This window comes from Sphingobacterium puteale (assembly GCF_003627955.1).
GTDB lineage: Bacteria > Bacteroidota > Bacteroidia > Sphingobacteriales > Sphingobacteriaceae > Sphingobacterium > Sphingobacterium puteale.
The window spans coordinates 73,899-98,429 of the sequence record NZ_RBWS01000009.1 but is presented as its reverse complement, the minus strand read 5'-3'; the positions used below and the strand labels follow the sequence as shown (position 1 = coordinate 98,429).

Below are 24,531 nucleotides of genomic sequence, written 5' to 3'. Positions count from 1 at the left end.
ACTGCATGAAAACTTTTAAATATATCCTGATTGCAAGCTGCTTAGGCCTTTCTTTTAGCCAATCGAGCTGTAGTAAATTTTTGGACAAACCCTTAGAAAACCAGCAGCGTTCTGAGGAGATCGATTACAGCAACACGGCTTTGATGTATGGGCCTGTTTCCGGTGTATATCGTTCGGCCTCAGACGATAATCTGGTACACTGGATTGACCTCTCCATTCGTTGCATGCGCGATGACGACTACCAACAGGCCGCACCAAATCCAAATGACAACCCCGAATTAATGGGGATCAAAAATTTTCAAAATGATGTCACGATTCAATCGTATTGGGGTTTAAATCAATCTTGGATCAGTTATTACAGCCTCGTTATTGCTGCAAACAATGCATTGATCGAACTGGATAATTTTGCGGCGAAAATCCCTGCATCAAATACAGCCGATATAAAACTCAATAAACAATACAAAGCCGAAGTCAGGTTTCTAAGGGCCTATGCACACCTCATGGCATCACGCCTGTTTGGAAATGTACCTATTTTAATTGACAGTGATAATATTGGTCGCCTGGCTACAATCAATAAAAGCACAGCCACCGAAGTCCGCCAATTTATCCTGGATGAAATGAATGCCTGTTCGGAGGATCTTGAAGATGCCCGTCCAAATCAGTCCAAGCACGTTGGAGCAGTAACACGATATTCCGCACTTCTTTTAAAAGCGAAAGCCGCTGCGGATTTGGCTGGAAATGACAACGGTAGTACCTATTGGAACGAGGTCCTCGATGCTACAAACAAAATTATCGCAAGTGGCAAATTTTCCTTATACCCCAACTTCTATGAACTTTTTAAAATCCCGGGAAAACTGTCCAACGAATCTATCTTTGAACTGCAATACTCCGATTTTGGATTAGGAACCGGAGATATTGTTCGTCCCGGTGTTGATTGGGGAACGTTTTTCAAGTGGCAAGGTCCTTCAGGTGATCAAAAAGGAAGTCCTATTTCTGGTGCTGGCTGGGTCCCACCTTCACAGAATATCGTTGATTTCTTGACCAATAGAGGCGAAACCGAACGGCTAAAAACCACAATCTTATACTGCGGTATCAACGGCAACCCGGCAACTACGGCAACAACACCAAGCGGCGATGTTGTCTATGGGAATCCTTTCGGTGTCAAATATTTCAACGGCAAGGCCTATCTTCCAAAATCACAGATGACGGCAGGCCGAATGGAATATGGAGCGAACAATAATGTGCGTATATTACGTTATGCGGATGTACTTTTATTGAATGCAGAGGCCAAAGTCAGAAAGGGACTGAATGGTGATGAGCCTTTTCGTCTGATCCGCGAACGTGCCAAACTAACTGCAATTACAAATGTCACTTTAAACCAGATTTTGGACGAACGCCGCGCCGAATTTGCCTGTGAATGGTGGGGCGAGCGTTTCAACGACCTGGTCCGTACAGGACGGGCAAAAGAAGTATTCGGTGCAAAATTCACCCCCGGTGTAAGTGAGTTCCTCCCTATACCACAAACTCAAATAGATGCAAATCCTAACTTTCGATAAATGATGACCGCAGGAAGACTACTCGCTTTTCTATTGCTCAACCTTCTCTTCCTTCCCTTCGGATGGGGACAGCAGGGAAAACCCGTTAAAACAACAATTACTAAGGTAGGCGGTGGCTTTACAATCATGCGCAACGGCCAGCCCTACTTCATCAAAGGAGCGGGTGGAACAAGCAATATGGAACAATTAAAAGCGTATGGAGGCAACTCCATACGCACATGGAGCCCTTACCAAGCAGATGAAATCCTGAATAAAGCACAACAGCTGGGACTTACGGTAACCCTGGGTCTCGACGTGAAAACAGAACGGCATGGTTTCGATTACAATGACCCGGTGGCTGTTGCAAAACAAAAAGAATACCTGCGTACAGTGATCCTGAAATACAAAGATCATCCGGCCCTATTGGCTTGGGGGATCGGCAATGAACTCAACCTGCATTACAGTAATCCCAAGGTCTGGGATGCTGTCAATGCCATTGCCAATATGATCCATGAATTAGATCCCAATCACCTGGTCACCACAATGCTCGCCGGTATAAATCAAAAGGAAATTGATTATGTCAAAAGCAAATGTCCGGCATTGGACCTTATTGCCGTGCAAGTATACGGCGGACTTGCCTCCGTTCCTGAACAATTGAGAAAAACAGGCTGGAACAAGCCCTATATCGTGACAGAATGGGGGCCTACCGGCCATTGGGAATGCCTCCAAACACCTTGGGGAGCATCGATTGAAGAGACCAGCCACGAGAAAGCAGCAGTTTACAAAAGCCGATACGAAGCCTCCATCGGTCAGGACAAAAACTGTCTGGGATCTTATGTCTTTCTGTGGGGACAGAAGCAGGAACGTACACCAACTTGGTATGGACTGTTTACCGAAGCTGGCGAAGAAAATGAGGTTGTCGATGTAATGCATTACCTCTGGTCGGGGAAATGGCCAGAAAATCGGGCTCCACAGCTGGACTCCTTTTTGTTGGACAACAGGCAGGCAAAAGATTTCATCTATCTTGAGTCTGGTAAAACCTATCCCATGGAAGTCTTTGTACGGGATCCCGACGGGGATAAATTAAGGATACGCTGGGAACTTCTACAGGAGAGCACTGACCTTAAAGAAGGTGGTGACCGTGAAGAACGGCCACAGGCGCTAACCGGATTTATCAAAAATAGTACGGATGACAAAGGTACATTAACTGCTCCTTCCAAAGAAGGTGCTTATCGGTTATTTGTATATGCAAATGATGGAAATAACAATGTTGCGACGGCAAATATCCCCTTTTATGTGAGATCAACTTTAAATAAGACCAGCGGCAGAGCCTATCATTTCTCACCGGTACCGGTATGGTCCGATGAATTTAATTACTCGGGTTTACCGGATAAAAGCAAATGGTCTTACGATATCGGTTCCCTCTATGACGGCTGGGGAAATAATGAATTGCAATATTATATGGAAGCTTCACGATCAAATTCCCTGGTGCAGGATGGCGTCCTGAAGATTACGGCGAAAAAGGAAAATAAAGGCGGTAAATCCTATACCTCCGCAAGGCTGACCAGTAAGAATAAGGGGGATTTCACTTACGGCAGATTTGAGGTCCGGGCAAAACTACCGCGAGGCCGTGGCACCTGGCCCGCTATCTGGCTGCTTCCTACCAATCGGAAATATGGTGACTGGCCCAATTCGGGGGAAATAGATATACTTGAACATGTTGGGCACGATCAGGATGTGGTTCATATTTCTACACACACCCAAGCGTACAATCATGGCATTAACACACAGAAAACAAATAAAAAAAAGGTATCCGGCGTTTCCGACAGGTTTCATGAATATCGTGTCGACTGGACTCCAGCCTACATCAAGGGCTTTGTTGATGAACAGGAGATTTTCCACGTTGACAATGAAAACAAGAGTTTTAAAGAGTGGCCCTTTGACCAGAATTTCCATTGGTTAATCAATTTGGCTATCGGTGGAAACTGGGGTGGTAAAGAAGGTATAGACGACACAATATTTCCGGCAACATTTGAAGTTGATTATGTTCGTGTTTATAATTTATTGGAATAAAATTTCATTTGGCCGCTCCCCCTTTAAAACCCAAACCGCTTGTCGGATCACCTCGGCAGGCGGTTTTGGCTTTAGCAATGATTTCTTACATGATATTTTTTTGTTCAAAAGCAGAAAAAAGTAAGAAGTATTTATACTTTTGAATGCACAAACGGCGATCAGCTTTTCTGCATCCATTTTTGAAACTAGGTCAGAAAAAAGAACCATAGCTGTTACTAAATATTAAAAGGATTCCTGAGCTAAAACACTTACTATGTACAATTTTAAAAACGACTATTCGGAAGGAGCCCATCCCCGCATTTTGGACAAACTCATTGCAACCAATCTGGTACAACAACTTGGATATGGAGAGGACGAGTACGCACAAGAGGCAAAAGCAGTTTTAAAAGAAAAATTGAGTAATCAAGCCGCAACAATCCATTTCGTATCAGGAGGCACCCAAACGAACTTGTTGGTTATCTCATTTCTCCTTCGTGTCCATGAGGCCGTAATAAGTGCAAAAACAGGACATATTGCGGCAAATGAAACTGGTGCCATCGAGGCCACGGGGCACAAAGTGATTACGACTGAAACAATAGATGGGAAATTAAGGCCCGAGGATGTCGCTGAAGTTTTAGCTGTTTATGCACTTGCTCCCCATGTGGTCAAGCCACGCATCGTCTATATTTCTAATTCAACAGAGATTGGTACAATTTACAGCAAGGACGAAATCAAAACTCTGTATAAATTTTGTCAATCCCATCAGCTGTTACTTTATATGGACGGGGCACGGTTGGGACATGCACTTACAGCGGAAAATAACGACTTAACGCTTGCAACAATCAGCCAGTATACCGATGTCTTTTATATTGGCGGCACTAAAAACGGTGCGCTTTTAGGTGAAGCCATTATCTTTAATAAACCCGAATTGGCGACCGATTTTGATTATGCGATCAAGCAAAAAGGTGCCATGTTAGCCAAAGGACGTATTCTTTCCATTCAGTTTTTAGAACTCTTTAAAGATGATCTGTATTTCGATCTGGCACGGAAAGCAAATACACTGGCAATGCGTATTGCCACGGCGGTCCGAGAAAAAGGCTATACTTTCCTAACGCAGTCCACCACAAATCAGCTGTTCCCAATTCTTCCCAAAAAAATTATTGAACGCTTGAGCGCGGATTATCAATTCTATATTTGGAAAAATATCGATGCGGATTATGCCGCCATCCGACTCATCACTTCCTGGGCAACCGATGAGGAAAAAGTCACGGCCTTTATCAAGGATTTACAGGAGGTATAAGAACATAGTACTAAAATTCGTATTGAGATACGAATTTAATATACATAAAAAAACGCGCAAGACTTATTTCTCTGCGCGTTTTTTTTGCTTTTATGAAGATTAATCTTTAGGTTCCAGGGCTCTCCACACGCCTGCAGCAACCGCAGCACCCACCAATGGTGCAACAATAAATAACCACAATTGCGATAATGCATTGCCGCCTGCAAGAATTGCCGGGCCGAATGAACGGGCAGGATTAACCGAAGTACCTGTAACCGGTATGGCTACTAAATGGATTAACAGCAAAGTAAATCCAATGGCTAAGCCCGCCATCGTACCGTTTCCTACCTTTGATGTTGTTGCCAGTATGACAAAAAGAAAGAGAAAAGTTAAAACGGCTTCAATCAGAAAGGCCGAAGCAGTACCATATTCATTTTGGTAACCTTTCCCCCATCCATTAGATCCATACGCCCATTCGCCAGCTGTAAAACCTCCTAATTGACCGCTTAAAATCTGTTGCAACACAAATGCCCCCAAAAGTGCGCCGATAAATTGTGCAATAATGTAAACGATTGCATCCTTAGCAGACATTCTTCCAGCCAATAGTACACCTACCGTCACAGCCGGATTAATGTGACAGCCTGAAATTCCGCCAATGGCATAAGCAAAGACCACGACCGATAGACCAAATGCCACTGCAATACCCAAGAGGCCTAGCCCCGAAAGTCCTCCCATGGTATTGGCACCAGCAATAGCGGCTGCGCCACAACCAAATAGTACCAAACCAAATGTTCCAATTAGTTCGGCTACAAATTTTGAAGATGTTTTAATTTCCATATGAATCTGTTTATAACTTAGTTAACTCTAATGTAATCATTTTCTATATAAAAAAAGAATAAGGAATAAATTATTGTAGAACAATATCTACATACCTAGGAAACTGCGGCAGCTTTGTATTTTTAGTTATATAGCATATTGGTTTATCGCATTATTTAGCCTGTCGCTTCTTCAACCTCCCGAATGAGCTCCTGAAGGATATCTCCAGTCGAACCTTCCCGATAGGAATGAATAGATTGCCCAACCCAAATACCGACGAAATCTGTATTTCCTTTTGCCTTTGCCGCCCTTCTTAAGGCATTGGTTAATTTATTTTGATAAGGATAAGGTAAAATATAGTCCGTTCCCTCCACAGTTTTAATGAAAGTGTTCGTAATTGCCCTAGTAAACCTTCCAGAAAAACTCCGGGTCAATACAATATCTGATTCTTTCACCTGACTTAAATGTTGTTTCTCAAAATCAAGTAACGCACTTTCCCTGGATTTAAGCAATAAACTGCCAACTTGATAACCTGCCGCCCCCAATTGCTTTGCGGCAAGCAACGTTCGGGCATTATATATCCCGCCGGCATAAATCAATGGTTTGTTAACATGATCATATACTTGCGACAACAAAGAAAGTCCGCCAATCCGCGGAATGGCGGTCGCCTGGAAACTTCCACGGTGTCCTCCAGCTTCCAGGCCCTGTACACAAATAATATCAATACCTGCTGCCTCCAGGATCTGCGCTTCAGCAACCGAGGTACAGGTACCGATAAGAATTGTATTATTTTCCTTTAATAAAGCTATGCTCCGGTCATCCAGATTGCCGAAAGTAAAACTAACGATTTTACACTCGCTTGCTATAATGGCAGCAAGCTGTTCCCGATAATCCGTCAGATGAATGTCCTCAAACTTTGGCAACTCCACCTCCAATCCATACTGATGAGCCAGTGTCGCTACAAATGAACTAACTTTATTGTAGTGAGATCTTAGATTTTCGGATACCTCGGGTATGCTATTAACAAAGATATTAACGGCAAATGGCAGTGCGGTCAACTTTTTTGTTGCTGCAATGGCAGCGATACATTTTTCGTAAGGCAAGTCTCCCAGTGCCAATGTACCTAGTGCGCCGGTTGCTGAAGCTGCCACAACCATCTCAGGCGTCGTCACCCCAAACATAGGTGCCTGTACAATCGGATATGCTGTGCCTAATAGCGCTGTAATTTGAGTAGACCAGTTCATGATGAAGCGATTTTTATGTTCAAGAGTTAAATCGGATAACTTAATGGTGATTCCAAAACTAATTTAGCGCTTTTATCGGGCATTTTATAAGAAATAACCCCATTAATTCGATAGAATTTAAACCGGATAAAAAATTAATACCGTATATTTACATAGGAAATACAATTTTATGAAAATAGCTTTCTTCTCAACCAAACCTTACGATAAAGTCTTTTTTGAACGGGAAAACGAGACCTACGGTTTTCAATTCAGTTTTTATGAAACCCATCTTGGCCCTCATATCGTCAATGCAATTGAAAACGAAGAGGTTGTCTGTGTTTTTGTCAATGACAAGTTGAATCGACAAGTCATCGAAGTCCTTGCGCAGAAAGGCATAAAGTTGATTGCCCTGCGATGTGCAGGTTTCAATAATGTCGATTTGGTGGCCGCGAAAGAATTCGGTATTCAGGTCTGTCGTGTACCAGCCTATTCTCCAGAAGCCGTTGCCGAACATACGATGGCCATGTTATTGACACTCAACCGAAAAACCCACAAAGCTTATAACCGTGTCCGTGAGCAAAACTTTTCCTTAAATGGCTTGTTGGGCTTCAATATCCATCAGAAGAAGATCGGAGTTATCGGAACAGGTAAAATTGGGAAAGCATTTATTCGGATTGCCCTGGGATTCGGTGCGGAGATCATTGCCTATGATCTGTATCCTGATCAAAATCTGATTAATGCTGGTGTTCAGTATACAAGTCTTGATCAGCTATTTAAGGACTCCGATATCATCTCATTGCATTGTCCGCTTACACCAGATAACCATTACCTCATCAATAAAGAATCACTGGCAAAAATGAAGGACGGGGTGACCATCATCAATACAAGCCGGGGCAATCTTATTCATACAAATGATGCTATTAGTGCATTGAAAGAGCATAAAATAGGATTATTGGGAATTGATGTGTATGAACAGGAAGAGAAACTATTTTTCAAAGATCTCTCCTCAACCATTATAGAAGATGACACCATCCAGTTATTAATGAGTTTTCCAAATGTTTTAGTAACGGCACATCAGGCTTTTTTCACCACGGAAGCACTCACCCAAATTTCTCAACGGACATTAAAGAGTATTGCTGACATCCTGTCCACCGGAACGACAGACAATGAAGTAACATTATAGCACTGTATCCGAAAAGATCGTTAACGTTTAAGATGAACAATACAGATAGCAATAAAGTTTTGAAAGGCTTTTTATTGGCTGTTAGTGCAGCCATACTTTGGGGTGTTTCCGGAACTTTTGGTCAATTTCTTTTTCAGCAACGAGGCGTCAATGTTGAATGGCTTATTACTATAAGAATGTTGATAACCGGCGGCTTTCTTTTAATTCTTGCGGGAATAAACAATCGCAGCGACCTATGGTCTATCTGGCGCAAGCGTAAAGATGCTATTGATCTGCTCTTATTTAGTATTGTTGGCGTGCTCGCCGTTCAATATTCATATTTTGCTGCGATCAACTATTCCAATGCTGCTACGGCAACGGTCATGCAATATACCGGCCCAGTCATGATCGCTATTTATATTGCATTGAAAGAGCGAAAATTTCCAAACGGCAAGACATGCCTGGCAATTATACTGGCCGTGTTAGGCACCTTTCTATTGGTCACTCATGGTAAAATGGGCACGCTTTCGATCTCTGGAATCGCCCTATTCTTTGGTTTGGTGTCTGCAGTAACACTTGCCTTCTATACCTTACAGCCTGTTGATCTCCTAAGTAGGTACAAGTCAACCATTGTCATCGGCTGGGGCATGCTTATCGGCGGAGTTGCATTTTGTTTTGTCAGAGCTCCCTGGGACGTAGCCGGTGTCTGGGATATGCAGACCTATGCTTATACGTCGTTTATCGTTATTTTTGGAACGCTAATTCCCTTTTATGCCTATCTCACAGCCGTGAAATTAATCGGTGGACAAAAGACCAGTCTCCTTGCCTCCGCTGAACCCCTATCTGCGGCATTGCTGGCGGTATTATGGCTTAACACCCCATTCGCCTTTACAGATTGGATGGGTACAGCATGTATCATATTGACAATTATTTTACTCGGAACGACAAAAGATAAAAAGCAATCCCTGCAAGTCATATAAATCATGAAAGAAGCGTTACAGCGAAACCAACAGCCCATTCTGTTGACTGTTGATTCTTATTCTTATATCCGCATTCTAAATTATCTCTTTTTATAGTGTAACCACCATTCATCCAGCTGCTCAATAATCGGCAACAAAGTCTTGCCCATTTCGCTCAGCTTATATTCTACACGCGGTGGTGATTCTGCATAAGTCTGCCGGCAAAGGATACCATCGCGCTCCAGTTCACGCAATTGTACGGTTAATGTGGTCTGTGCCATATCATCCATCTCCCTTCGCAATTCCCCGAACCGTTTAGGGCATTCTTTTGCAATGGCTTTGATAAGTAAAACCTTCCATTTTCCGCCAATGATCTTGAAAATGCCATTGACATCACAACAACTTCCAAAAAATTCATTTTTTTTTTCATCCATAATCACCTCATACTGACCATTAGTTCATAAAACCATACTAAGTACATCATTTATAACTACTTGACTATAAAAAATATCCAAACTACTTTTGACTATAAAATTATCAAAAACTTTGGCTATATGCGCTTTCGAATTAAAGATTTGCTTCACATTTTTATCCTATCCATTGGCATCTTTTTGTTTGTCATCGATCTATTTATTATCAATGTTTCCCTACCGACCATACAGCAGTCCCTGGATCTGAGCAATAGTGCAACCCAGTGGATCATTATCTTATATATTATCGGCTACGCCAGCCTGCTGATCAATGCGGGCAATGCCGGAGACTATTTTGGCAAAAAGAAATTATACGTCATGGGTATGGCCGGTTTTACTTTTGCTTCGGTTATATGTGGGCTGTCAAGCAATATCTACCTTCTGCTGATGGGCAGATTACTGCAAGGGATAAGTTCAGGCATGATGGTACCACAGGGTATCGCGCTGATCACGCTGCTTTTTGAAGACGCCTCTAAGCGAGCTATGGCCTTGGGGATATATGGTAGCATCGCAGGCATTGCCTCCGTGATCGGACAACTGCTCGGGGGACTACTTCCCGATCAGTCCTGGATCCATGAAAGCTGGCGCCTTATTTTCCTAATTAATATTCCAATAGGTATCCTCGCCTGTATCGCCGCTTACTGTTGTGTTCCCAGAGACCAGCCAAACCCTACATCCACGATTTCGTTTATACCGATGCTGAGCTTATTTGTACTCTTGATGGGCCTAATATCTCCTTTGGTCATGGGGCCTGAGTTGCATTGGCCGATCTGGTCGATATTATTGCTGGCAGCTGCACTTATCTTTACGCTGTTATTCCTAAAAAAGCAGAAGGAACTATACAAAACGGGACAAAAATCGCTTTTTAACTTCGTCCTTTTCGACAACAGGGTTTTCAATCTGGGACTGATTGCGGCATTAGCTTATTACATGGTCCAGGATGCTTATTTCATTATCAACTCCAATTATCTACAGCATGACAAAAGTTACACGGCAACAATGACAGGCATCGCTTTCGTCTATCAGGGGATAGGTTACGTTGTTGCCAGCCTGATAGTCAGCCGGTTTATTCAACGTCATGGCAAAGCCGTTGTACTCACCGGATTGGGAGTAATGGTTATGAGCCTGTTTCTTCATTTACTTGTCCTCAATAAAGTAAGTGTCGCAAGCGATCAGCTTCATCTGCTCTTTTTCTTTTATGGGCTTGGCTGTGGTAGCGTACTACCATCCCTGATGACGTTAGCCTTAAAAGATGTCAGCAAAGAATTGATCGGCGTAGGATCCGCGATCTATCTTACCGTACAACAACTGTCCATTTGTCTCGGTATTGCTTTTGTTGTTGGCCTGTTCCTACATGAAAATGGGAATCCATTTTTCAGGCTGAACAATATCACTACAGCTTACGGCTCCGCTACTACAGTATCCATCTTATTACTGCTATTGGTGGCCTGTTGTATTATCTGCTTACCAGCAATTGGGAAAAAGAAGGGTAACTGTATTAGCGCTCAGCAAAAGTATGACTGTGAAGTATAATAATGCCAATGAAATATTGGAGTAAAGATGAGAAGACTACATTAGTCTTCTCAAATCCCGATCTTCGACATAAGGTTGCTGATCCGCAATCAGCAAAAATTTGGTATATATATCTTCAAAATCTTCAGGGAGATAGGTTAATTCCAATGCATTAAGGCGATCCTTTAAGGCAGCCCGCCCGCTTCTGGCGGAGAGTACCAACGCAGGGAGCGTCCCTCCAATAATTTGAGGGTCAATAATTTCGTAATTCCTCCGGTCTTTTAACACACCATCCTGATGGATACCCGAAGAATGAGCAAAGGCGTTTTTACCGACAATGGCCTTGTTGGCCTGAATGGGATTGGACATGGCGCTGGCCACCATAGCACTGAGCTCAACAATATATTTGGGATCAACTCCACTTTTTAATCCCAGCCTTTCTTTGATAAGGAGTGTCAATATGATTTCTTCCATAGCGGCATTTCCCGCACGTTCCCCCACGCCGTTAATCGTTCCCTCCACCTGTTCTGCGCCAGCCAGTAATCCCGCTATACTATTGGCCGTTGCCATACCCAAGTCATTGTGGCAATGAACAGATAAGATGGCTTTTTCTTTATATTTCCTGTTCTTGTTGACATAAGATATCTTTTCGAAATATTCAAAAGGGGTACAAAATCCATTCGTATCCGGTAGGTTGACAACTTTTGCACCTGCTTCAACGACTGTATCTGTCATCTGTACCAAAAAATCGTCCTTCGCTCTCCCCGCGTCCTCTGCAAAAAATTGCACCTCATCACATAGGCCAGACGCATAAGCGACCATATCAAATGCCTGCTGTAAAATAGCTTCCCGACTGCTATTGAATTTATGTTTGATATGGATATCGGATGAACCGATACCAAGCTGTATACGTGCGATCTTAGCTCCCCGCAGGGCTTCAGATGCGGCATCAATATCTTTCTTCTGCGCCCGGGCCAAAGCACAGATTGTTGCATTTTTCACGATTCGACATATTTCTGTCACCGCCTTAAAATCACCCGGTGAACTGATTGGAAATCCGGCTTCGATCACATCTACCCCCATAGCATCCAGCTTCTCGGCTATTTCCAGTTTACTTCTTAACGACAGTTGGCAACCTGGCCCTTGTTCACCATCACGTAGTGTGGTGTCAAAAATCTTTACTTGCTTCATCAATTATACAATTTATGTTGTCTGAAAGGATGCTTTTGTGAACCACTGATTCCTTTCGGCAGCTGCAAATTCTACCTTTAGGCTGATGTCGGGCTCATGATCATTTCATTTAGACTTGTTTCTACGACCCAAATCTAATGGAACGATAAGATTTTCTATATTTGAAAATAAAACAAATAGTATTGAATAATGCCAAAATCAGCAATATCAGTTTTTCCCTGTGCTACGACCTTCCGAGATGGAACAATTGAGTTGCGTGAGTATGGTCAATTTAACACTGAAATGCATTTCCATGAACAGGTACAGCTCCTGAGCCCAACAAATGGAACGCTGTTTGTTTATACAGAAGGAAATAGCGTATGTGTGCCAAATAATTTTTATGTATTTATTCCGGCGCAAGTCCCTCATAAACTAGTTTCCCGATCTCCCCGTATGGTACTAAAAACTATTTTTCTGGATATGGTGCATTTTAATGATAGATTGACGGTATATCCCCCACAGGAATTATTGGATCATTTTTTACGTTTCGGTGAACAGCATTGGAACCTAAATATAAATGATTCAATGACACGAACAAGCATTGAGGCATTTAAATCTATGCTTCCATTATTATTGGCCAAACCTTTTCAATTACAAATTAGCGCAGCGCAAAGTGATATAATGATGGCTATCTGTACATTTATCCTGGAGAATCTCACCAATAAATTATCCATTACTCAACTTGCCCAAAAGTTTAATATTTCCGAGCGATCGCTGTTTAGACAGTTTAAAGAAGAACTGCAGATGACCATATTCCAATTTATAAAACAACATCGGTTACTGAAAGCACTGCATCTCCTGGAAAACAAAGACCTACAGATCGCTCAGATTGTCTATGCAATTGGCTATGACAGTGTTTCCAATTTTTCAAATCTATTTAAAGAGTACTTTGGCATTTCGCCGCAACAGTATCGTGCCAAACTCTGATATCCATCGTGTTAAGACTCATTGATCTTTTGGTTCGTATTTTTTAAACAGGGCGTAGTCATAAGGAATGTGCATACTTAAAGACTTGGCGCCCCATGTATCCCCCCCATCAGGAAGATAAAAATCATAGGCATTGTCCAGGAAATTCTCCCCATCAGGAGCTTCCTGCCAATGTTTCTTTTCCCGATTATAGAGTAATATCATGCAGCTTACACAATCTTTGTTGCCTTCTTTATTGAGGTTTTCATAGCATTGGCCAATTTTGATATTCAACTTTTGCTGAATGATCACTTCTGTCAATCGCTTATTGGTAAGGTAAATTAAAGCCAATTGTGCATCTTCATCTGTGGGAGACTTCTTTGCGGGGATAAGTTTATCAAATTGAGCTTTTTTAATCCTTGCCATCTCTGCCGATTTGAATTCGGGAGTAAGAAGATTGGTATCGATAGGCCGGAAGTCCTCCGCATCAGCTACCCTGGTGACGCCGGAGTCCAAAGGGACTTTTCGGTCTGCGGTATCAGCATCCAGTGCCGTTCCCCCCCCATTATTTTTGTCAAACACCTGTCCCAGTTCCGACAAATGATGCCCGATATGGTTAAAACCAACAACATAGCGTAAAAAAACAAAACCTAAGGCAAGTACAGCTAAACCTATTATTAAGCCTTTCTTACTCCCCGTCCCCTTGCTTTTGTCCCGTTCTACTTCCAAAAAAGAAGACGGTTCAGGTGCTCCCCCAGCTGAAGCTTCGCTATTGGACACCTCGTCGTAATCAACTAAAAACAGGTCTTTGCCATCGAAAAGATCTATATCGCCTTCGTCAAACATTTGAACAATATCACGGGCCGTTTTAAATTTTACATTTGCACGGTTGGCGATCAGGTCAATGGCTCCGTCGCGATTATTCTGTTTGATCAAATCGATGATAATTTCTTTTTCGATTTCAATTTTATTAACGAGAATATTTTTTTTCATAAATTTTATGTTCTTTTCAGTTCGTTCAGCTGTCGTACCTGCTTTACGCATTTCAAAAATGAGATTAATAAATGGAAGATCAATGAAAATTTCGCCCTTTATAAAAAACATGTGTTACGCGGTCATCCTCTTCTGCCAGATTTGTCAATAAACCGGACATATCAAAGCAACGTTCGGCAATAATATGGATCACTTCACCTTCAACCTGCACTTTCCCAGCGACCATAAATAATTTCGCCCGGAGGATCTCTTTTCGGTATTTTTCAAATACCTTACTCCAGATGACGACATTTGCAAAGCCGGTATCATCTTCGATGGTCACAAATAGCACACCTTTGGAAGTCCCTGGGCGCTGTCGTACGGTAATCAATCCACATACTTTAACAGGCATATTATTTTTAATTAGCCCTAATTTTTCAGTTGGAACCACATGGAGCAGATCTAATTTGTCACGTAGGAAACTAACCGGATGTGCTTTGATAGACAGCCCGGTCCTTTCATAATCCGCTACGACATGTTGACTGGGACGCAACAAAGGTAGTTCAATCTGTCCTTCAGCAGTTGATGCTGAAGGTTTCCCTTCAAATATCCCAATGGGGCGATCACCCAAAGCTGTGATTTCCCACAGTGCCCGTCTACGGTCGATGCCAAGCGAACGGAAGGCATCTGCTTCAGCTAAGCGCTCCAGTCCCGACTGGGATAATCCAGCTTCCATCATTGCCGTGATCGACGAATACCCCTGTTTACGCCCTTCGGTCAACACCATGGCCTCTTCTTCCGAAAAACCTTTAATCTGACGAAGTCCTAAGCGCAGGGCATGCTGTTTGCCCATATCACCTTCCAAGGTGTTATCCCAAAGGGAATGGTTAATATCTATGGGGAGTACTTTCACACCATGCCGCCCGGCATCAATAACGATCTGTGCCGGCTGATAGAATCCCATGGGCTGGCTATTGAGCAGAGAAGCCGAAAAAATATCGGGATAATGGTATTTTATCCATGAAGAAACATAGACCAGCAGTGCAAAAGAGGCCGCATGGCTTTCCGGAAATCCATAGCTACCGAATCCTTCCAGCTGCCGAAAGACGCGCACGGCGAACTCTTCCGTATAACCTTTCTTCACCATACCGTCTATCATCTTTTGCCTGAAAAACGACACCTGCCCTTTTGCCTTAAAGGTTGCCATGCTACGGCGCAATTCATCTGCTTCAGCGGGGGTGAATCCGGCCGCAACAATTGCAATCTCCATAGCCTGTTCCTGAAAAAGTGGGACACCCAAGGTTTTTTCCAGAATCGCCTTAATTTCTTCTTTAGGATAGTCCACGTCCTCTTCCTTGTTACGCCGGCGCAGATAAGGATGTACCATGTCCCCCTGTATCGGTCCCGGACGTACGATGGCCACCTCAATGACAAGATCATAAAACTTCGTTGGTTTTAGTCGTGGCAACATGGACATCTGCGCCCGGCTCTCGATCTGAAATACCCCAAGCGTATCGGCATGACAGATCATATCATACACCTTCGAGTCATGTTTAGCACCAATGCCTGCCAAAGTCAGATCCAGTCCATAATGTCTTTTGGCAAGATCAAAAGCCTTTCGGATACAAGTCAGCATCCCCAATGCCAATACATCCACTTTCAGGAAACCCAGTGCCTCCAGATCATCTTTGTTCCACTCCAGGTTGGTCCGGTTATCCATGCGGGCATTGACCAGCGGACAGAGTTCATGAAGATTGCCCTGTGTAATGACAAAGCCGCCGGTATGCTGCCCCAATTGCCTTGGAAACCCAATATATTGATGGGTCAGTTCAAGCACTTTACGTAAGTGCGGATCTTCGGGATTAAATCCCTGTTCCACTAAACGTTCCAGATCAATGTCATTATCCCAATGACTGCTTACCACACCCGCCAGACGGCCAACGGTGTCCATGGATAGCCCCATCGCTTTTCCAACATCGCGAACAGCCCCTTTAGCCCTTACCTGCGTCACCGTGGCCACAATAGCCGCACGGTTGCGCCCATATTTTTCATAGATATACTGAATCACCTCTTCACGGCGTTCATGTTCAAAATCAACATCTATATCCGGTGGTTCATCCCGGGCATCAGACATAAATCGCGCAAAGAGCAACCTAAACTCAGCGGGGTTGACCGAGGTAATACCCAGACAATAACAAATGGTAGAATTGGCAGCCGAACCGCGTCCTTGGCACAAAATACCTCTTTCCTTGGCAAAACGTACATAATCATATACGGTCAGAAAATATGAAGCATAATTTTTCCGTTCGATAAAATCAAGTTCCATCTGGATGGTGTCAAAGATGGTCGCGGGGATCTGGTCACCAAATCTGCTCTTCGCCCCCTTCCAGGTCAAATAGGCCAGTTCTTCCTGTGCAGTACGTCCATTGGATGACAATTCATCCGGATACACATATTTTAAATCGTCCAGCGAGAAACAGCATGCTGTGGCTATTTCCATTGTCCTGGCGATGGCATCGGGGTATGGCCTAAACAGACGTTCCATCTCTGCTATAGGTTTCAGATAACGTTCGGCGTTTGGATACAATTTAAATCCGGCGGTCTGGATCGTACATTTCTCCCGGATACAGGTCAAAACATCCTGTAACTCCCGCCGTTCTGGAATATGATAATGTACATCCCCCAAGGCAACAAGGGGGATAGCAAGATTTTCGCCCAGCTGCTGCATGCGGAATAAAAGCTTTGCATCGTCACCACGATAGAGCCGTTTGACTCCTAAATACAAAGCTGTCCCCAATTGCTGCCTGTATTCTGTTGCAAATGTGGCAAATTCCGCTTCAAGCTCAAATCTGGCTGTTAATCTGTCAGGGGGGCAGATAATAAATTTGATTCCTTCTTGATACTGATACACATCGGATCTATAAAGCGAGCATTTGCCTTTTTCGGCGCGCAGATTACCTACGGTCAATAAAGACGACAGTCGTCCATAAGCTTCCTTATCCGTTGGATAAGCCAATAAACTTGGACCATCCTGCAGGTCCAGACGACAGGCCGGGATAAGAGTAATCCCATGTTTTTTAGCGGCGGTATGGGCACGAACAATCCCTGCAAAACTATTCCGGTCAGTCACCGCAATTTTGCGATATCCCAATTGTGCAGCACGTTCCATCAGCTCTTCCGGATGGGAAGCTCCTTCCAGAAAGCTAAAATTGCTGGTCACCTGTAATTCACAATATCCCCTCATTATGCAAAAAAACCATGTAAAAACCATTGATTGGGCGCACGGTCATCGTAATGCCCCGAGCGATAGAGCCAAAATCGTCGGCCTTTCTCATCCTCAACAGCATAGTAATCACGATGCTCCCCCTTATCTATCCACCATTCCCGCTCTATACGCTCGGGCCCATCTGCCTTCTTAACAGTATGGACTTCCCCCTTGTACCGAAATAACAGGGGTGGATAATCCGGAATAGGCGCTGTGACCATAATCGGTTCGGGGATACTCAGTAAGCGGGTGGGACGAGGTCTGTCAATTTGCCAGTCAACAGTAGGTACTTCCTGTGCTGAACTGGCCATTTTCATGGACCGTTCAGGCCAATAATGTGCCGCAGGCAAATAGCGTGAAATTTCACAGGCGGGATCTCTGCTTTTTAGACGGTCCAATAATTCGGTTACAACAGGATTGTCCAGTCCGATACGATGGCTCCATAACTTCTCCTGAACAGGGTCTGCTTCTTCAACTTTGGGGATTTCCAATATAAATAGTTCAATGCCCAATGCAGGTTCTATCTGTGGGATTTTCAGGGCAAATAACTGAAATAAATGCTGTTGGTATGCTGTCGCCCGATTGGTTCCGATGCTGATCTGTTCTATTTTCCCGTCCACCCGATGGCATTGTAACACCGCTTCCCGAACCCCCTTGCCTTCCCCGGTTAAACGTTTACAGATGTTGTTTAAGAGCTGCTGCAGGGCAAGTTCAATGCCATTGGCTGTACAAATGGGCTCCAGGCAGGGCAAACGTTCTTCGTAAGGAAAAATAGGTTTTATAGAAACAATAAATTCATCCTCATCCCCGATGGCCTGATCCAGGCGGAGTACTAAATGTTTTCCAAAACGTCTGCGCAGAGCTGTGCGTGGCATGCGCGCGAAACTTCCGATTGTTTTTAATCCAAGACTTTGCAAGCGTTGCAGCACAGTAGCCTCTAGCCGTAGTGCCTGTGCGGGTAAATCCAATATAGCATCAAACTGTTTATCCGTCTCCACAATGGTATTTCCATTTCCAAATCGGGCGATTGCCCAAGCCGAGCCGATCGTATCCGCAATACCTACACGTACGTCATAACCATGGTGTTTAAACCGCGAGACGATATGCTGTAAATAAGATTCTTCTCCCCCCCAAAGATGAGCACAACCACTGATATCCAAAATAATTCCTTCGGGCAGATCTATCGCCACAAGCGGTGTATACCGGATACACCAATGTGCAATGTTATAGAGCAACTTTTCGGTTAATCCCGGACGTTCATTGACCACTTTTAAGGAAGGTAAAAAAGCCTTAGCATCCGCAATGGCTAGACCTGGATACACACCTTCCTGCTCAGCCAGGACGTTACAGGCATTGGCGATCAGCTTGCCATGCGTAGAAATTGCCAATACAAAGGGGATTTCCTTGAGCTGAGGCTGTCCAACAGTCATCCAATCTGTTTTTAGATGGCGAAACCATAAGGAGGCAAATCGTTTTTTCATGCCAATCCCTGATTAGCATAAGATTGCTCCCATTCTTCCGTAAGCGATCTTGTTTTAGCAACAGGTTCAAAACCGCCCGCAGTCCATGTCATCTGCCATCGCCCCGGATTTCCATTCCGCACTTTAAGTAATTCGATATCCCAGCTTGGATGGCCAATTCCCGGTAGTCCATCTTCCAGTTGACTAGGTCGAGAACTAATTTTCCAGCGTGCAGCACAGGCTGTTGCTCCCAAAAGCTTCGGATTGTGCTGCAGAATAAACCCTGTCACTCTACTTTTCTCCACAGCCAGTTGCAAACGCCGCGACTGTACAAAGTCCAATTGATGTATCTCCGCCAGTACCGCTGTGATTCCCTCACATTTCAGTGCCTCTTCCATTGCCCAAAACAGGTCCTTTTCCCGACCCATACGAACAAAAATGACCTTTTCAGGATCAACACCAAAAGATTTAATGGCCGTAGGAAATAACGTATGAAAGCCGCTTATCCAAATACAAATGCCACTATTCCGCATCAGTTTACCCAATAAACCAGCTATAAAACCACAAGAAACGGCGCCTCCTACCCGATCAAAACTAACAAATTCATGAATCACTCCTCTGGGAAAAATTCCGTTGGGAAAAGCTTCCTCCAATGGGCCCAGGCCCATTGGAAGTACATCAGCTGATTTTTGCTTTATTCCTTGCCATACCAGCAAGTCTTTTTTCAATTGGCCGATTAAAGCTTGTTTTTCTTTTGTTTGCATAGCCACCTCCGTCTTAAATTTAAGCAAATTTAAGACTAAAATACTTAGTATTAAAACGAAGTTGCTATATTTTTTAGTTTTTAAATATTATAGAGCAGGATAAGCCCACATTTCATTCCCAAAGAAACATGTATTTTCATCAGAAGTCACTCAGAAACTGCTGGATAACATCCTTCTTTCTGGTCGCTACCGGAATCATTTTGCCATCTGCCATTTCTAATTGACCATCCTTAAAATATTTTTTGATATAGTTTGCATTGATCAGGTAGGATTGATGACAGCGGATAAATTCGGTGTCAGGCAACATGGTTTCGAAGTGTTTAAGTACTTTAGAAACCATCATAGGTTTGTTATCCTTGATGTAAAATGTGGTATAACCTTTGTCGCCATGGCAGTATAAAATATCGTCGATATTCACAATCTGTGTATACTCAAAGGTACGTAGCGCAATTCTTTTGGGTTTATTTGGTACTTTCAAATAATTCTCGGCCATATTCAACTGCATGCTATTAAACCTGTATTCCGTATTCTTTTTATAGCATTTTTCAATTGCCTCTATAAATTGCTCAGGCACCAAAGGTTTCAATAAGTAGGCAATGGCACCAATATTCAGTGCTTCAATGGCATATTGATTAAACGCTGTAATAAAAATCGTATTGATATCCAACTTCAGCTCGGACAGAAAAGACAGGCTCGAGCCATCTTTTAATTGAATATCCGCCAAAATCAAATCGGGATTAGAGGCCAGTAACTCCCGCTCAGCCTGAGCAATGGAAGGGCTATAGCCAACGATCTGAACATAAGGAATGCTATCCAGGAGTGACTTTATATATAAGTATATATTATACTCATCTTCAAGAATATAAACTTTCATAAGATTATTTTTTTTAGTTAAAATACAAAACAAGTGGAATATAAATTTCGACTTTATAACCACGCTGATCATCGGTATAATTTGGCGTTATTTCAATCCGCGCTTTCGGATCTGCATCTGCAAACAACAGCTCCAGTCGCTCTTTTGTAATGATTTGCGATAAGGATGTCTTGTGCGGAACCTGTTCTTTATGGACCTGCATTCCCCAGCCATTGTCACAGATGCTGACATGCAATTGATTTTCATCTGCATGAAAATCAATTGTCAATTGCCCCATATAGGGCAAGTTCTTAAACGCATGTTCAATGGCGTTTTCCACAAATGGCTGTATGATCATTGGTGGAATCATGACATCATCCAGATCCAGATCACCTGTATTGATTTGAAAGTCAAATACATCCTGATAGCGCATCTGCTGTAAAAGTATGTAATTATTTAATGATTTAATTTCCTGGCCCAACGAAATGTATTCTTCTCTGTTTAATTCAAGGATATCGCGAATCTGACGGGACAATAAGAGCAGATATTGATTGGCCTTAGCTTTCTGATCGCTGCTGATCAAACCCTGTAGATTGGCAATGGCATTGTATATAAAATGTGGATTAAGTTGGTTCTGTCTGGTTTTTTGTTCCAGAATAAGCTGTCTATTCTCCGCAAGAATACGCTGGTTGATATTTTGTAGTAATCTCTGTTTGTTTCTGAAATAGATAAAAAATGCAATAGTGAATACCAGGGCCAATAGAATCACAAATATCCAGCGTTGCTGCATCAGGATCTTATGGTTGAAGGCATTAGTGGTTCGTAGCAACGTAATCGCCTGATCTTTTTTCTCTGTCTGATATTTTGTATTGATATCGTTGATTTTCTCGGCTTCAATCCGCTGCGTACTCTGTTTATAATCTTGAAATGTTGAATCCAGTGCAAAATATGCCCGTTCATAATCTCCCTTTAATGCATAAGCTAATTGCAGATTTTTATAATAAAACATCTTATTATGCTTTATCTTATGCTTTTTGATAAATCGGAGACCGGCATTAAAATAAAATATGGCCGAATCCACCTGATTATTGTTCAGGAAGTTCTTGCCCAGATTCGCATATACATAAGGATTAAGTGTATTGGAGGCTTGTAGATAGCTGAAATATGTTCGGGATGCTTCTACCGCTTTCGGATTGTTATTGATACTAAAATAATACTGTGCCTGTAAATCGTACATGCGCATGATAATGGCCGAGTCCTTTGTTGCATTGGCATAATGCCGGCAACTGTCCAAAGTACCTTTTAGTTTCTCAAAATCATGCAAGGCCATATATTGCATAAATTTCATCTCCTGATAGGCCTCAGAGACATGCGGATCCGTCTTATTGGGATGATAATGATACCAGGATTCGACATCTTTCAGTGCCTGCCGGTAGTTTGCCTGACGATATTCAGCATTGGCCAATAGATTATAGAACAGAAAAGTAAATACACTTTCATGTGCCAGGGCATACTCCTTTGCATCAATAATCTGTGCCACCATCGTTCCACTCGTCACATCATGAAAACTGAAATTGGCACGAATCCCCAGATAGTCTTTTAAAACCGCTAAATCCGGAGACAACTTTTGTCCTTCCAGATTTTTTAAGGCAATTTCAACAGAATCTATATTGTCATCCAATAAATATTCGTAGGCCAATAGAATAGAATAGTAAGGAGAATGCTCAAAATAGCCATCTTTAAGCAGTTCATTTCTCTTCTTTTTTACGACAGCGGCACTTTTGAAATCTTGTGTCGAAAGATAGGCCAACAGCACATTTTCATAACTCAATTCAAGTGAATCGTTGGGTATTACGGTATTCCTATTCGGATCACGGCTTTTATTCTGATGACAAGAAAAGAGCTGGACGAGCAGTAAAAGTGCCATAAGACAGTAAAACGCTCCAGTTCCGTAGTTCTTCATCAACATCTTTATTAATTTACTTTTGTTCTTTTCGAAAGGCTCGCATTGCTCCGCCAACAAGTAACCGAATATCGGAATATTCCCAACAAAACAATAGATCTGAATTCAAAAATATTTAACTTTCCTGATATTTAAGTATAACTCCTATATACAAACAAACATACTGGATCGAAAGATAGTAAATCAGGCGAATTAATAAGCGTATCCTCCGCATCAATATTCGTCATGAATAGCCTGCTTTCTGGATAAATAGCCTAGTTGCGGAATTTATTTCAATAATTTTCTGTAACAAAAAGACGTCAGCGCATACTCATCACCTAAACTCAAAACATATAGCCCTGATGACAAGCAGTACCGTATTAAATTTCATCACGTGGGATGTCAGCAGTGATATCTTCACCATACCGATCATCAATCACCCTGTACGTTGGTACGGATTATTCTGGCTACTGGGAATAGTTTTATCTTACAGGGTATTATGGAATCTATTAAAAAAAGAAGGCCGGCAGGTTGAGTTTCTGGATCAGTTGAGTATATATATTGTCTTGGGAACAGTGATAGGGGCACGCCTGGGTCATGTCTTATTTTATGACCCCTCGTATTATTTCAGCAACCCCTTAAAGATCTTTGCCATATGGGAAGGTGGTCTGGCCAGTCACGGCGGTGGAATTGGTATTTTGGTCGCTATTTTCTTTTTCGCCAAGAAGAAGAAACTTTCTTTCCTATGGGTAGCCGACCGAATTGCACTGGTTGTTCCTATTACTGGCGCCTGTATCCGTCTGGGGAATCTGATGAATTCTGAAATCATCGGTACTCCGACAAAGCTCCCCTGGGCTTTTGTCTTCACGGCTATTGACCCAATCCCAAGGCATCCCGCACAGCTCTACGAAGCCTTATTTTGTCTATTGTTATTCCTATTGTTAAACTACCTCCAGACAAAACCAATCCTAAACAACATCGGAAACTGCTTTGCACTCTTGCTGATCCTATTATTTTCTTTTCGGTTTATGGATGAATTCCTAAAAATCAATCAGGAAGATTTTGAGAGTTCATTGTTCATAAATATGGGACAGCTCCTTAGCATACCATTTGTTCTGATCGGATTGGCCCTATTTGTCATCAACAGTAAGCGAAAATCACCGCAGCTGTCATAAAACAAAAATTAGCCCGGAGACAAGCAGGCATGAACGGCGTTATTTTAAGATGCCGGACTGGAATGCGACTTTAACCAGTTCCGCAGTATTTTTTACGTTCATTTTTTCAATCAAACTCTGCCGGTGTCCTTCTATTGTGCGTTTGCTCAAAAAGATTTTGTCGGCAATCTCAACATTTGTGAAACCGTCAGCAATTAATTTCAGCACCTCCAGTTCACGCTCACTGATATCAAAGTCCGATAACGAACGGTTTGATAAATCCGTATAATTCTCACCGGAAGTTACCTGATCCAGCAGTGCCATACTGATTTCTTCACTGACATATCTCCCCCCATTGGCCACATGATTCAGGCCAAAAAGAAGCTCGTTATAATCCACATTTTTAAGCAGATACCCCGAAAGGCCAAGTCCAAAACCTTCGATAACATAATGAATCTGGTTTAACATCGAGAGAATGACCACCTTAATGGACGGATATGTTGACTTGATGATCCGCAGCAGTTCCATACCGTCCATATGATCCATGCTGATATCCGTTAAGATAATATCCGGCAGCAACTCCGCAGTAAGAAGTTGCAGTGCTTCATCACCATTCGATGCCTCACCCACGACAACAAACCCCTCTTGAGACTCCAATAACAATTTAATACCATTACGTACGACCATGTGATCTTCAACCAACAGTATCTTAACCTTACTCATTCATTTACAGTATTTAATAAAAATATCATTTCTTTTTTATCCGAACAGTATGCCACCATGGAGTTCAGCTGCATTTTTTACCTTGGAAAGATCAGAAAACAACTTGTACCCCCGGCTCCCCCTCCTTGTTCTTTCCAAACCGGTACAAACCGAATAAAGATACAAAATTCCATCCATTCAAACGACTTCATCCACATATTCTATTGGATCTCTGATCTAAAAAAAATACTACATTTGACTTAAAATTCAAAGAA

Annotated in this window: 19 protein-coding genes; 8 read left to right on the top strand and 11 right to left on the bottom strand. The window is 42.7% G+C overall.

What is annotated here, in order from left to right; genetic code table 11:
- Positions 1–5 precede the first annotated feature (5 nt).
- The 3 genes from D7322_RS13005 (at position 6) to D7322_RS12990 (ending at position 4,887) form a co-directional block, all read left to right on the top strand.
- Entirely contained in the window at positions 6–1,556 is a 1,551-nt protein-coding gene (locus tag D7322_RS13005) for a RagB/SusD family nutrient uptake outer membrane protein (protein ID WP_121124627.1), read from the top strand.
- Entirely contained in the window at positions 1,557–3,608 is a 2,052-nt protein-coding gene (locus D7322_RS13000; protein ID WP_121124626.1) for a glycoside hydrolase family 16 protein, read from the top strand. It begins immediately after the preceding gene.
- 253 nt (positions 3,609–3,861) lie between these two features.
- Positions 3,862–4,887 carry a threonine aldolase family protein gene (locus tag D7322_RS12990; RefSeq protein WP_121124624.1) on the top strand — a complete coding sequence of 342 codons (1,026 nt, stop codon included), beginning with the start codon at positions 3,862–3,864 and terminating at the stop codon, positions 4,885–4,887.
- A gap of 99 nt (positions 4,888–4,986) precedes the next feature.
- Here the strand turns inward: D7322_RS12990 and D7322_RS12985 are convergent, their stop codons facing one another.
- Entirely contained in the window at positions 4,987–5,703 is a 717-nt protein-coding gene (locus D7322_RS12985; protein ID WP_121124623.1) for an MIP family channel protein, read from the bottom strand.
- Between the two features lie 155 nt (positions 5,704–5,858).
- Positions 5,859–6,926 carry an NAD(P)H-dependent flavin oxidoreductase gene (locus D7322_RS12980; RefSeq protein ID WP_121124622.1) on the bottom strand — a complete coding sequence of 356 codons (1,068 nt, stop codon included), beginning with the start codon at positions 6,924–6,926 and terminating at the stop codon, positions 5,859–5,861.
- 169 nt (positions 6,927–7,095) lie between these two features.
- Here D7322_RS12980 and D7322_RS12975 point away from each other — a divergent pair, with 169 nt between their 5' ends.
- Together D7322_RS12975 and D7322_RS12970 are read left to right on the top strand one after the other, a co-directional pair.
- Positions 7,096–8,088, top strand: coding sequence for a 2-hydroxyacid dehydrogenase (locus tag D7322_RS12975; protein WP_121124621.1), 993 nt, complete (start codon positions 7,096–7,098; stop codon positions 8,086–8,088).
- A 32-nt stretch (positions 8,089–8,120) separates the two neighbouring features.
- On the top strand, positions 8,121–9,047 hold the full coding sequence (locus tag D7322_RS12970; protein WP_121124620.1) for a DMT family transporter: 927 nt from the start codon (positions 8,121–8,123) through the stop codon (positions 9,045–9,047).
- Positions 9,048–9,127: 80 nt separating this feature from the next.
- Here the strand turns inward: D7322_RS12970 and D7322_RS12965 are convergent, their stop codons facing one another.
- Complete coding sequence (locus D7322_RS12965) at positions 9,128–9,460, bottom strand: winged helix-turn-helix transcriptional regulator (protein ID WP_121124619.1); 333 nt, start codon at positions 9,458–9,460, stop codon at positions 9,128–9,130.
- A 120-nt stretch (positions 9,461–9,580) separates the two neighbouring features.
- Between D7322_RS12965 and D7322_RS12960 the strand changes: the two genes are divergently transcribed.
- Positions 9,581–11,029, top strand: a complete 1,449-nt coding sequence (locus D7322_RS12960; protein ID WP_147430402.1) for an MFS transporter — start codon at positions 9,581–9,583, stop codon at positions 11,027–11,029.
- 36 nt (positions 11,030–11,065) lie between these two features.
- Here D7322_RS12960 and D7322_RS12955 read toward each other — a convergent pair whose 3' ends face one another.
- On the bottom strand, positions 11,066–12,199 hold the full coding sequence (locus D7322_RS12955) for a 2-isopropylmalate synthase (RefSeq protein WP_121124617.1): 1,134 nt from the start codon (positions 12,197–12,199) through the stop codon (positions 11,066–11,068).
- 189 nt (positions 12,200–12,388) lie between these two features.
- Between D7322_RS12955 and D7322_RS12950 the strand changes: the two genes are divergently transcribed.
- On the top strand, positions 12,389–13,165 hold the full coding sequence (locus tag D7322_RS12950) for an AraC family transcriptional regulator (RefSeq protein ID WP_121124616.1): 777 nt from the start codon (positions 12,389–12,391) through the stop codon (positions 13,163–13,165).
- 18 nt (positions 13,166–13,183) lie between these two features.
- On the opposite strand, the gene D7322_RS12945 is transcribed toward D7322_RS12950, so the two are convergent.
- The 6 genes from D7322_RS12945 to D7322_RS12920 form a co-directional block, all read right to left on the bottom strand.
- Positions 13,184–14,137 (bottom strand): hypothetical protein, encoded by a 954-nt coding sequence (locus tag D7322_RS12945; protein WP_147430401.1) that lies wholly within the window; start codon positions 14,135–14,137, stop codon positions 13,184–13,186.
- A gap of 79 nt (positions 14,138–14,216) precedes the next feature.
- Positions 14,217–17,360 (bottom strand): error-prone DNA polymerase, encoded by a 3,144-nt coding sequence (locus D7322_RS12940; RefSeq protein ID WP_121124614.1) that lies wholly within the window; start codon positions 17,358–17,360, stop codon positions 14,217–14,219.
- Entirely contained in the window at positions 17,360–18,862 is a 1,503-nt protein-coding gene (locus tag D7322_RS12935; protein ID WP_121124613.1) for a Y-family DNA polymerase, read from the bottom strand. The genes D7322_RS12940 and D7322_RS12935 overlap by 1 nt, the downstream gene beginning before the upstream one ends.
- The gene (locus D7322_RS12930; RefSeq protein WP_121124612.1) at positions 18,859–19,605 is read right to left on the bottom strand and encodes an ImuA family protein; all 747 of its coding nucleotides are present in this window, start codon (positions 19,603–19,605) and stop codon (positions 18,859–18,861) included. Before D7322_RS12930 ends, D7322_RS12935 begins: the two co-directional genes overlap by 4 nt.
- A gap of 139 nt (positions 19,606–19,744) precedes the next feature.
- Complete coding sequence (locus tag D7322_RS12925; RefSeq protein WP_121124611.1) at positions 19,745–20,479, bottom strand: LytR/AlgR family response regulator transcription factor; 735 nt, start codon at positions 20,477–20,479, stop codon at positions 19,745–19,747.
- A 13-nt stretch (positions 20,480–20,492) separates the two neighbouring features.
- Positions 20,493–22,421: a sensor histidine kinase gene (locus D7322_RS12920; protein ID WP_183078691.1), complete on the bottom strand. Its 1,929-nt coding sequence runs from the start codon at positions 22,419–22,421 to the stop codon at positions 20,493–20,495.
- Between the two features lie 341 nt (positions 22,422–22,762).
- Between D7322_RS12920 and lgt the strand changes: the two genes are divergently transcribed.
- A complete protein-coding gene (gene lgt / locus D7322_RS12915) occupies positions 22,763–23,575 on the top strand; it encodes a prolipoprotein diacylglyceryl transferase (RefSeq protein ID WP_121124609.1) in 813 nt (270 codons plus the stop codon).
- A gap of 39 nt (positions 23,576–23,614) precedes the next feature.
- Here lgt and D7322_RS12910 read toward each other — a convergent pair whose 3' ends face one another.
- Positions 23,615–24,277, bottom strand: coding sequence for a response regulator transcription factor (locus tag D7322_RS12910; RefSeq protein ID WP_121124608.1), 663 nt, complete (start codon positions 24,275–24,277; stop codon positions 23,615–23,617).
- Positions 24,278–24,531: the final 254 nt, after the last annotated feature.

Coding starts and splice junctions, on each gene's coding strand:
- D7322_RS12910 (WP_121124608.1), bottom strand. CDS start 24,277: ATGAGTAAGGTTAAGATACTGTTGGTTGAAGATCACATGGTCGTACGT.
- D7322_RS12980 (WP_121124622.1), bottom strand. CDS start 6,926: ATGAACTGGTCTACTCAAATTACAGCGCTATTAGGCACAGCATATCCG.
- lgt (WP_121124609.1), top strand. CDS start 22,763: ATGACAAGCAGTACCGTATTAAATTTCATCACGTGGGATGTCAGCAGT.
- D7322_RS12975 (WP_121124621.1), top strand. CDS start 7,096: ATGAAAATAGCTTTCTTCTCAACCAAACCTTACGATAAAGTCTTTTTT.
- D7322_RS12965 (WP_121124619.1), bottom strand. CDS start 9,460: ATGGATGAAAAAAAAAATGAATTTTTTGGAAGTTGTTGTGATGTCAAT.
- D7322_RS12985 (WP_121124623.1), bottom strand. CDS start 5,703: ATGGAAATTAAAACATCTTCAAAATTTGTAGCCGAACTAATTGGAACA.
- D7322_RS12925 (WP_121124611.1), bottom strand. CDS start 20,479: ATGAAAGTTTATATTCTTGAAGATGAGTATAATATATACTTATATATA.
- D7322_RS13005 (WP_121124627.1), top strand. CDS start 6: ATGAAAACTTTTAAATATATCCTGATTGCAAGCTGCTTAGGCCTTTCT.
- D7322_RS12940 (WP_121124614.1), bottom strand. CDS start 17,360: ATGAGGGGATATTGTGAATTACAGGTGACCAGCAATTTTAGCTTTCTG.
- D7322_RS12960 (WP_147430402.1), top strand. CDS start 9,581: ATGCGCTTTCGAATTAAAGATTTGCTTCACATTTTTATCCTATCCATT.
- D7322_RS12930 (WP_121124612.1), bottom strand. CDS start 19,605: ATGCAAACAAAAGAAAAACAAGCTTTAATCGGCCAATTGAAAAAAGAC.
- D7322_RS12935 (WP_121124613.1), bottom strand. CDS start 18,862: ATGAAAAAACGATTTGCCTCCTTATGGTTTCGCCATCTAAAAACAGAT.
- D7322_RS12955 (WP_121124617.1), bottom strand. CDS start 12,199: ATGAAGCAAGTAAAGATTTTTGACACCACACTACGTGATGGTGAACAA.
- D7322_RS12950 (WP_121124616.1), top strand. CDS start 12,389: ATGCCAAAATCAGCAATATCAGTTTTTCCCTGTGCTACGACCTTCCGA.
- D7322_RS12970 (WP_121124620.1), top strand. CDS start 8,121: ATGAACAATACAGATAGCAATAAAGTTTTGAAAGGCTTTTTATTGGCT.
- D7322_RS12920 (WP_183078691.1), bottom strand. CDS start 22,421: ATGAAGAACTACGGAACTGGAGCGTTTTACTGTCTTATGGCACTTTTA.
- D7322_RS12990 (WP_121124624.1), top strand. CDS start 3,862: ATGTACAATTTTAAAAACGACTATTCGGAAGGAGCCCATCCCCGCATT.
- D7322_RS12945 (WP_147430401.1), bottom strand. CDS start 14,137: ATGAAAAAAAATATTCTCGTTAATAAAATTGAAATCGAAAAAGAAATT.
- D7322_RS13000 (WP_121124626.1), top strand. CDS start 1,557: ATGATGACCGCAGGAAGACTACTCGCTTTTCTATTGCTCAACCTTCTC.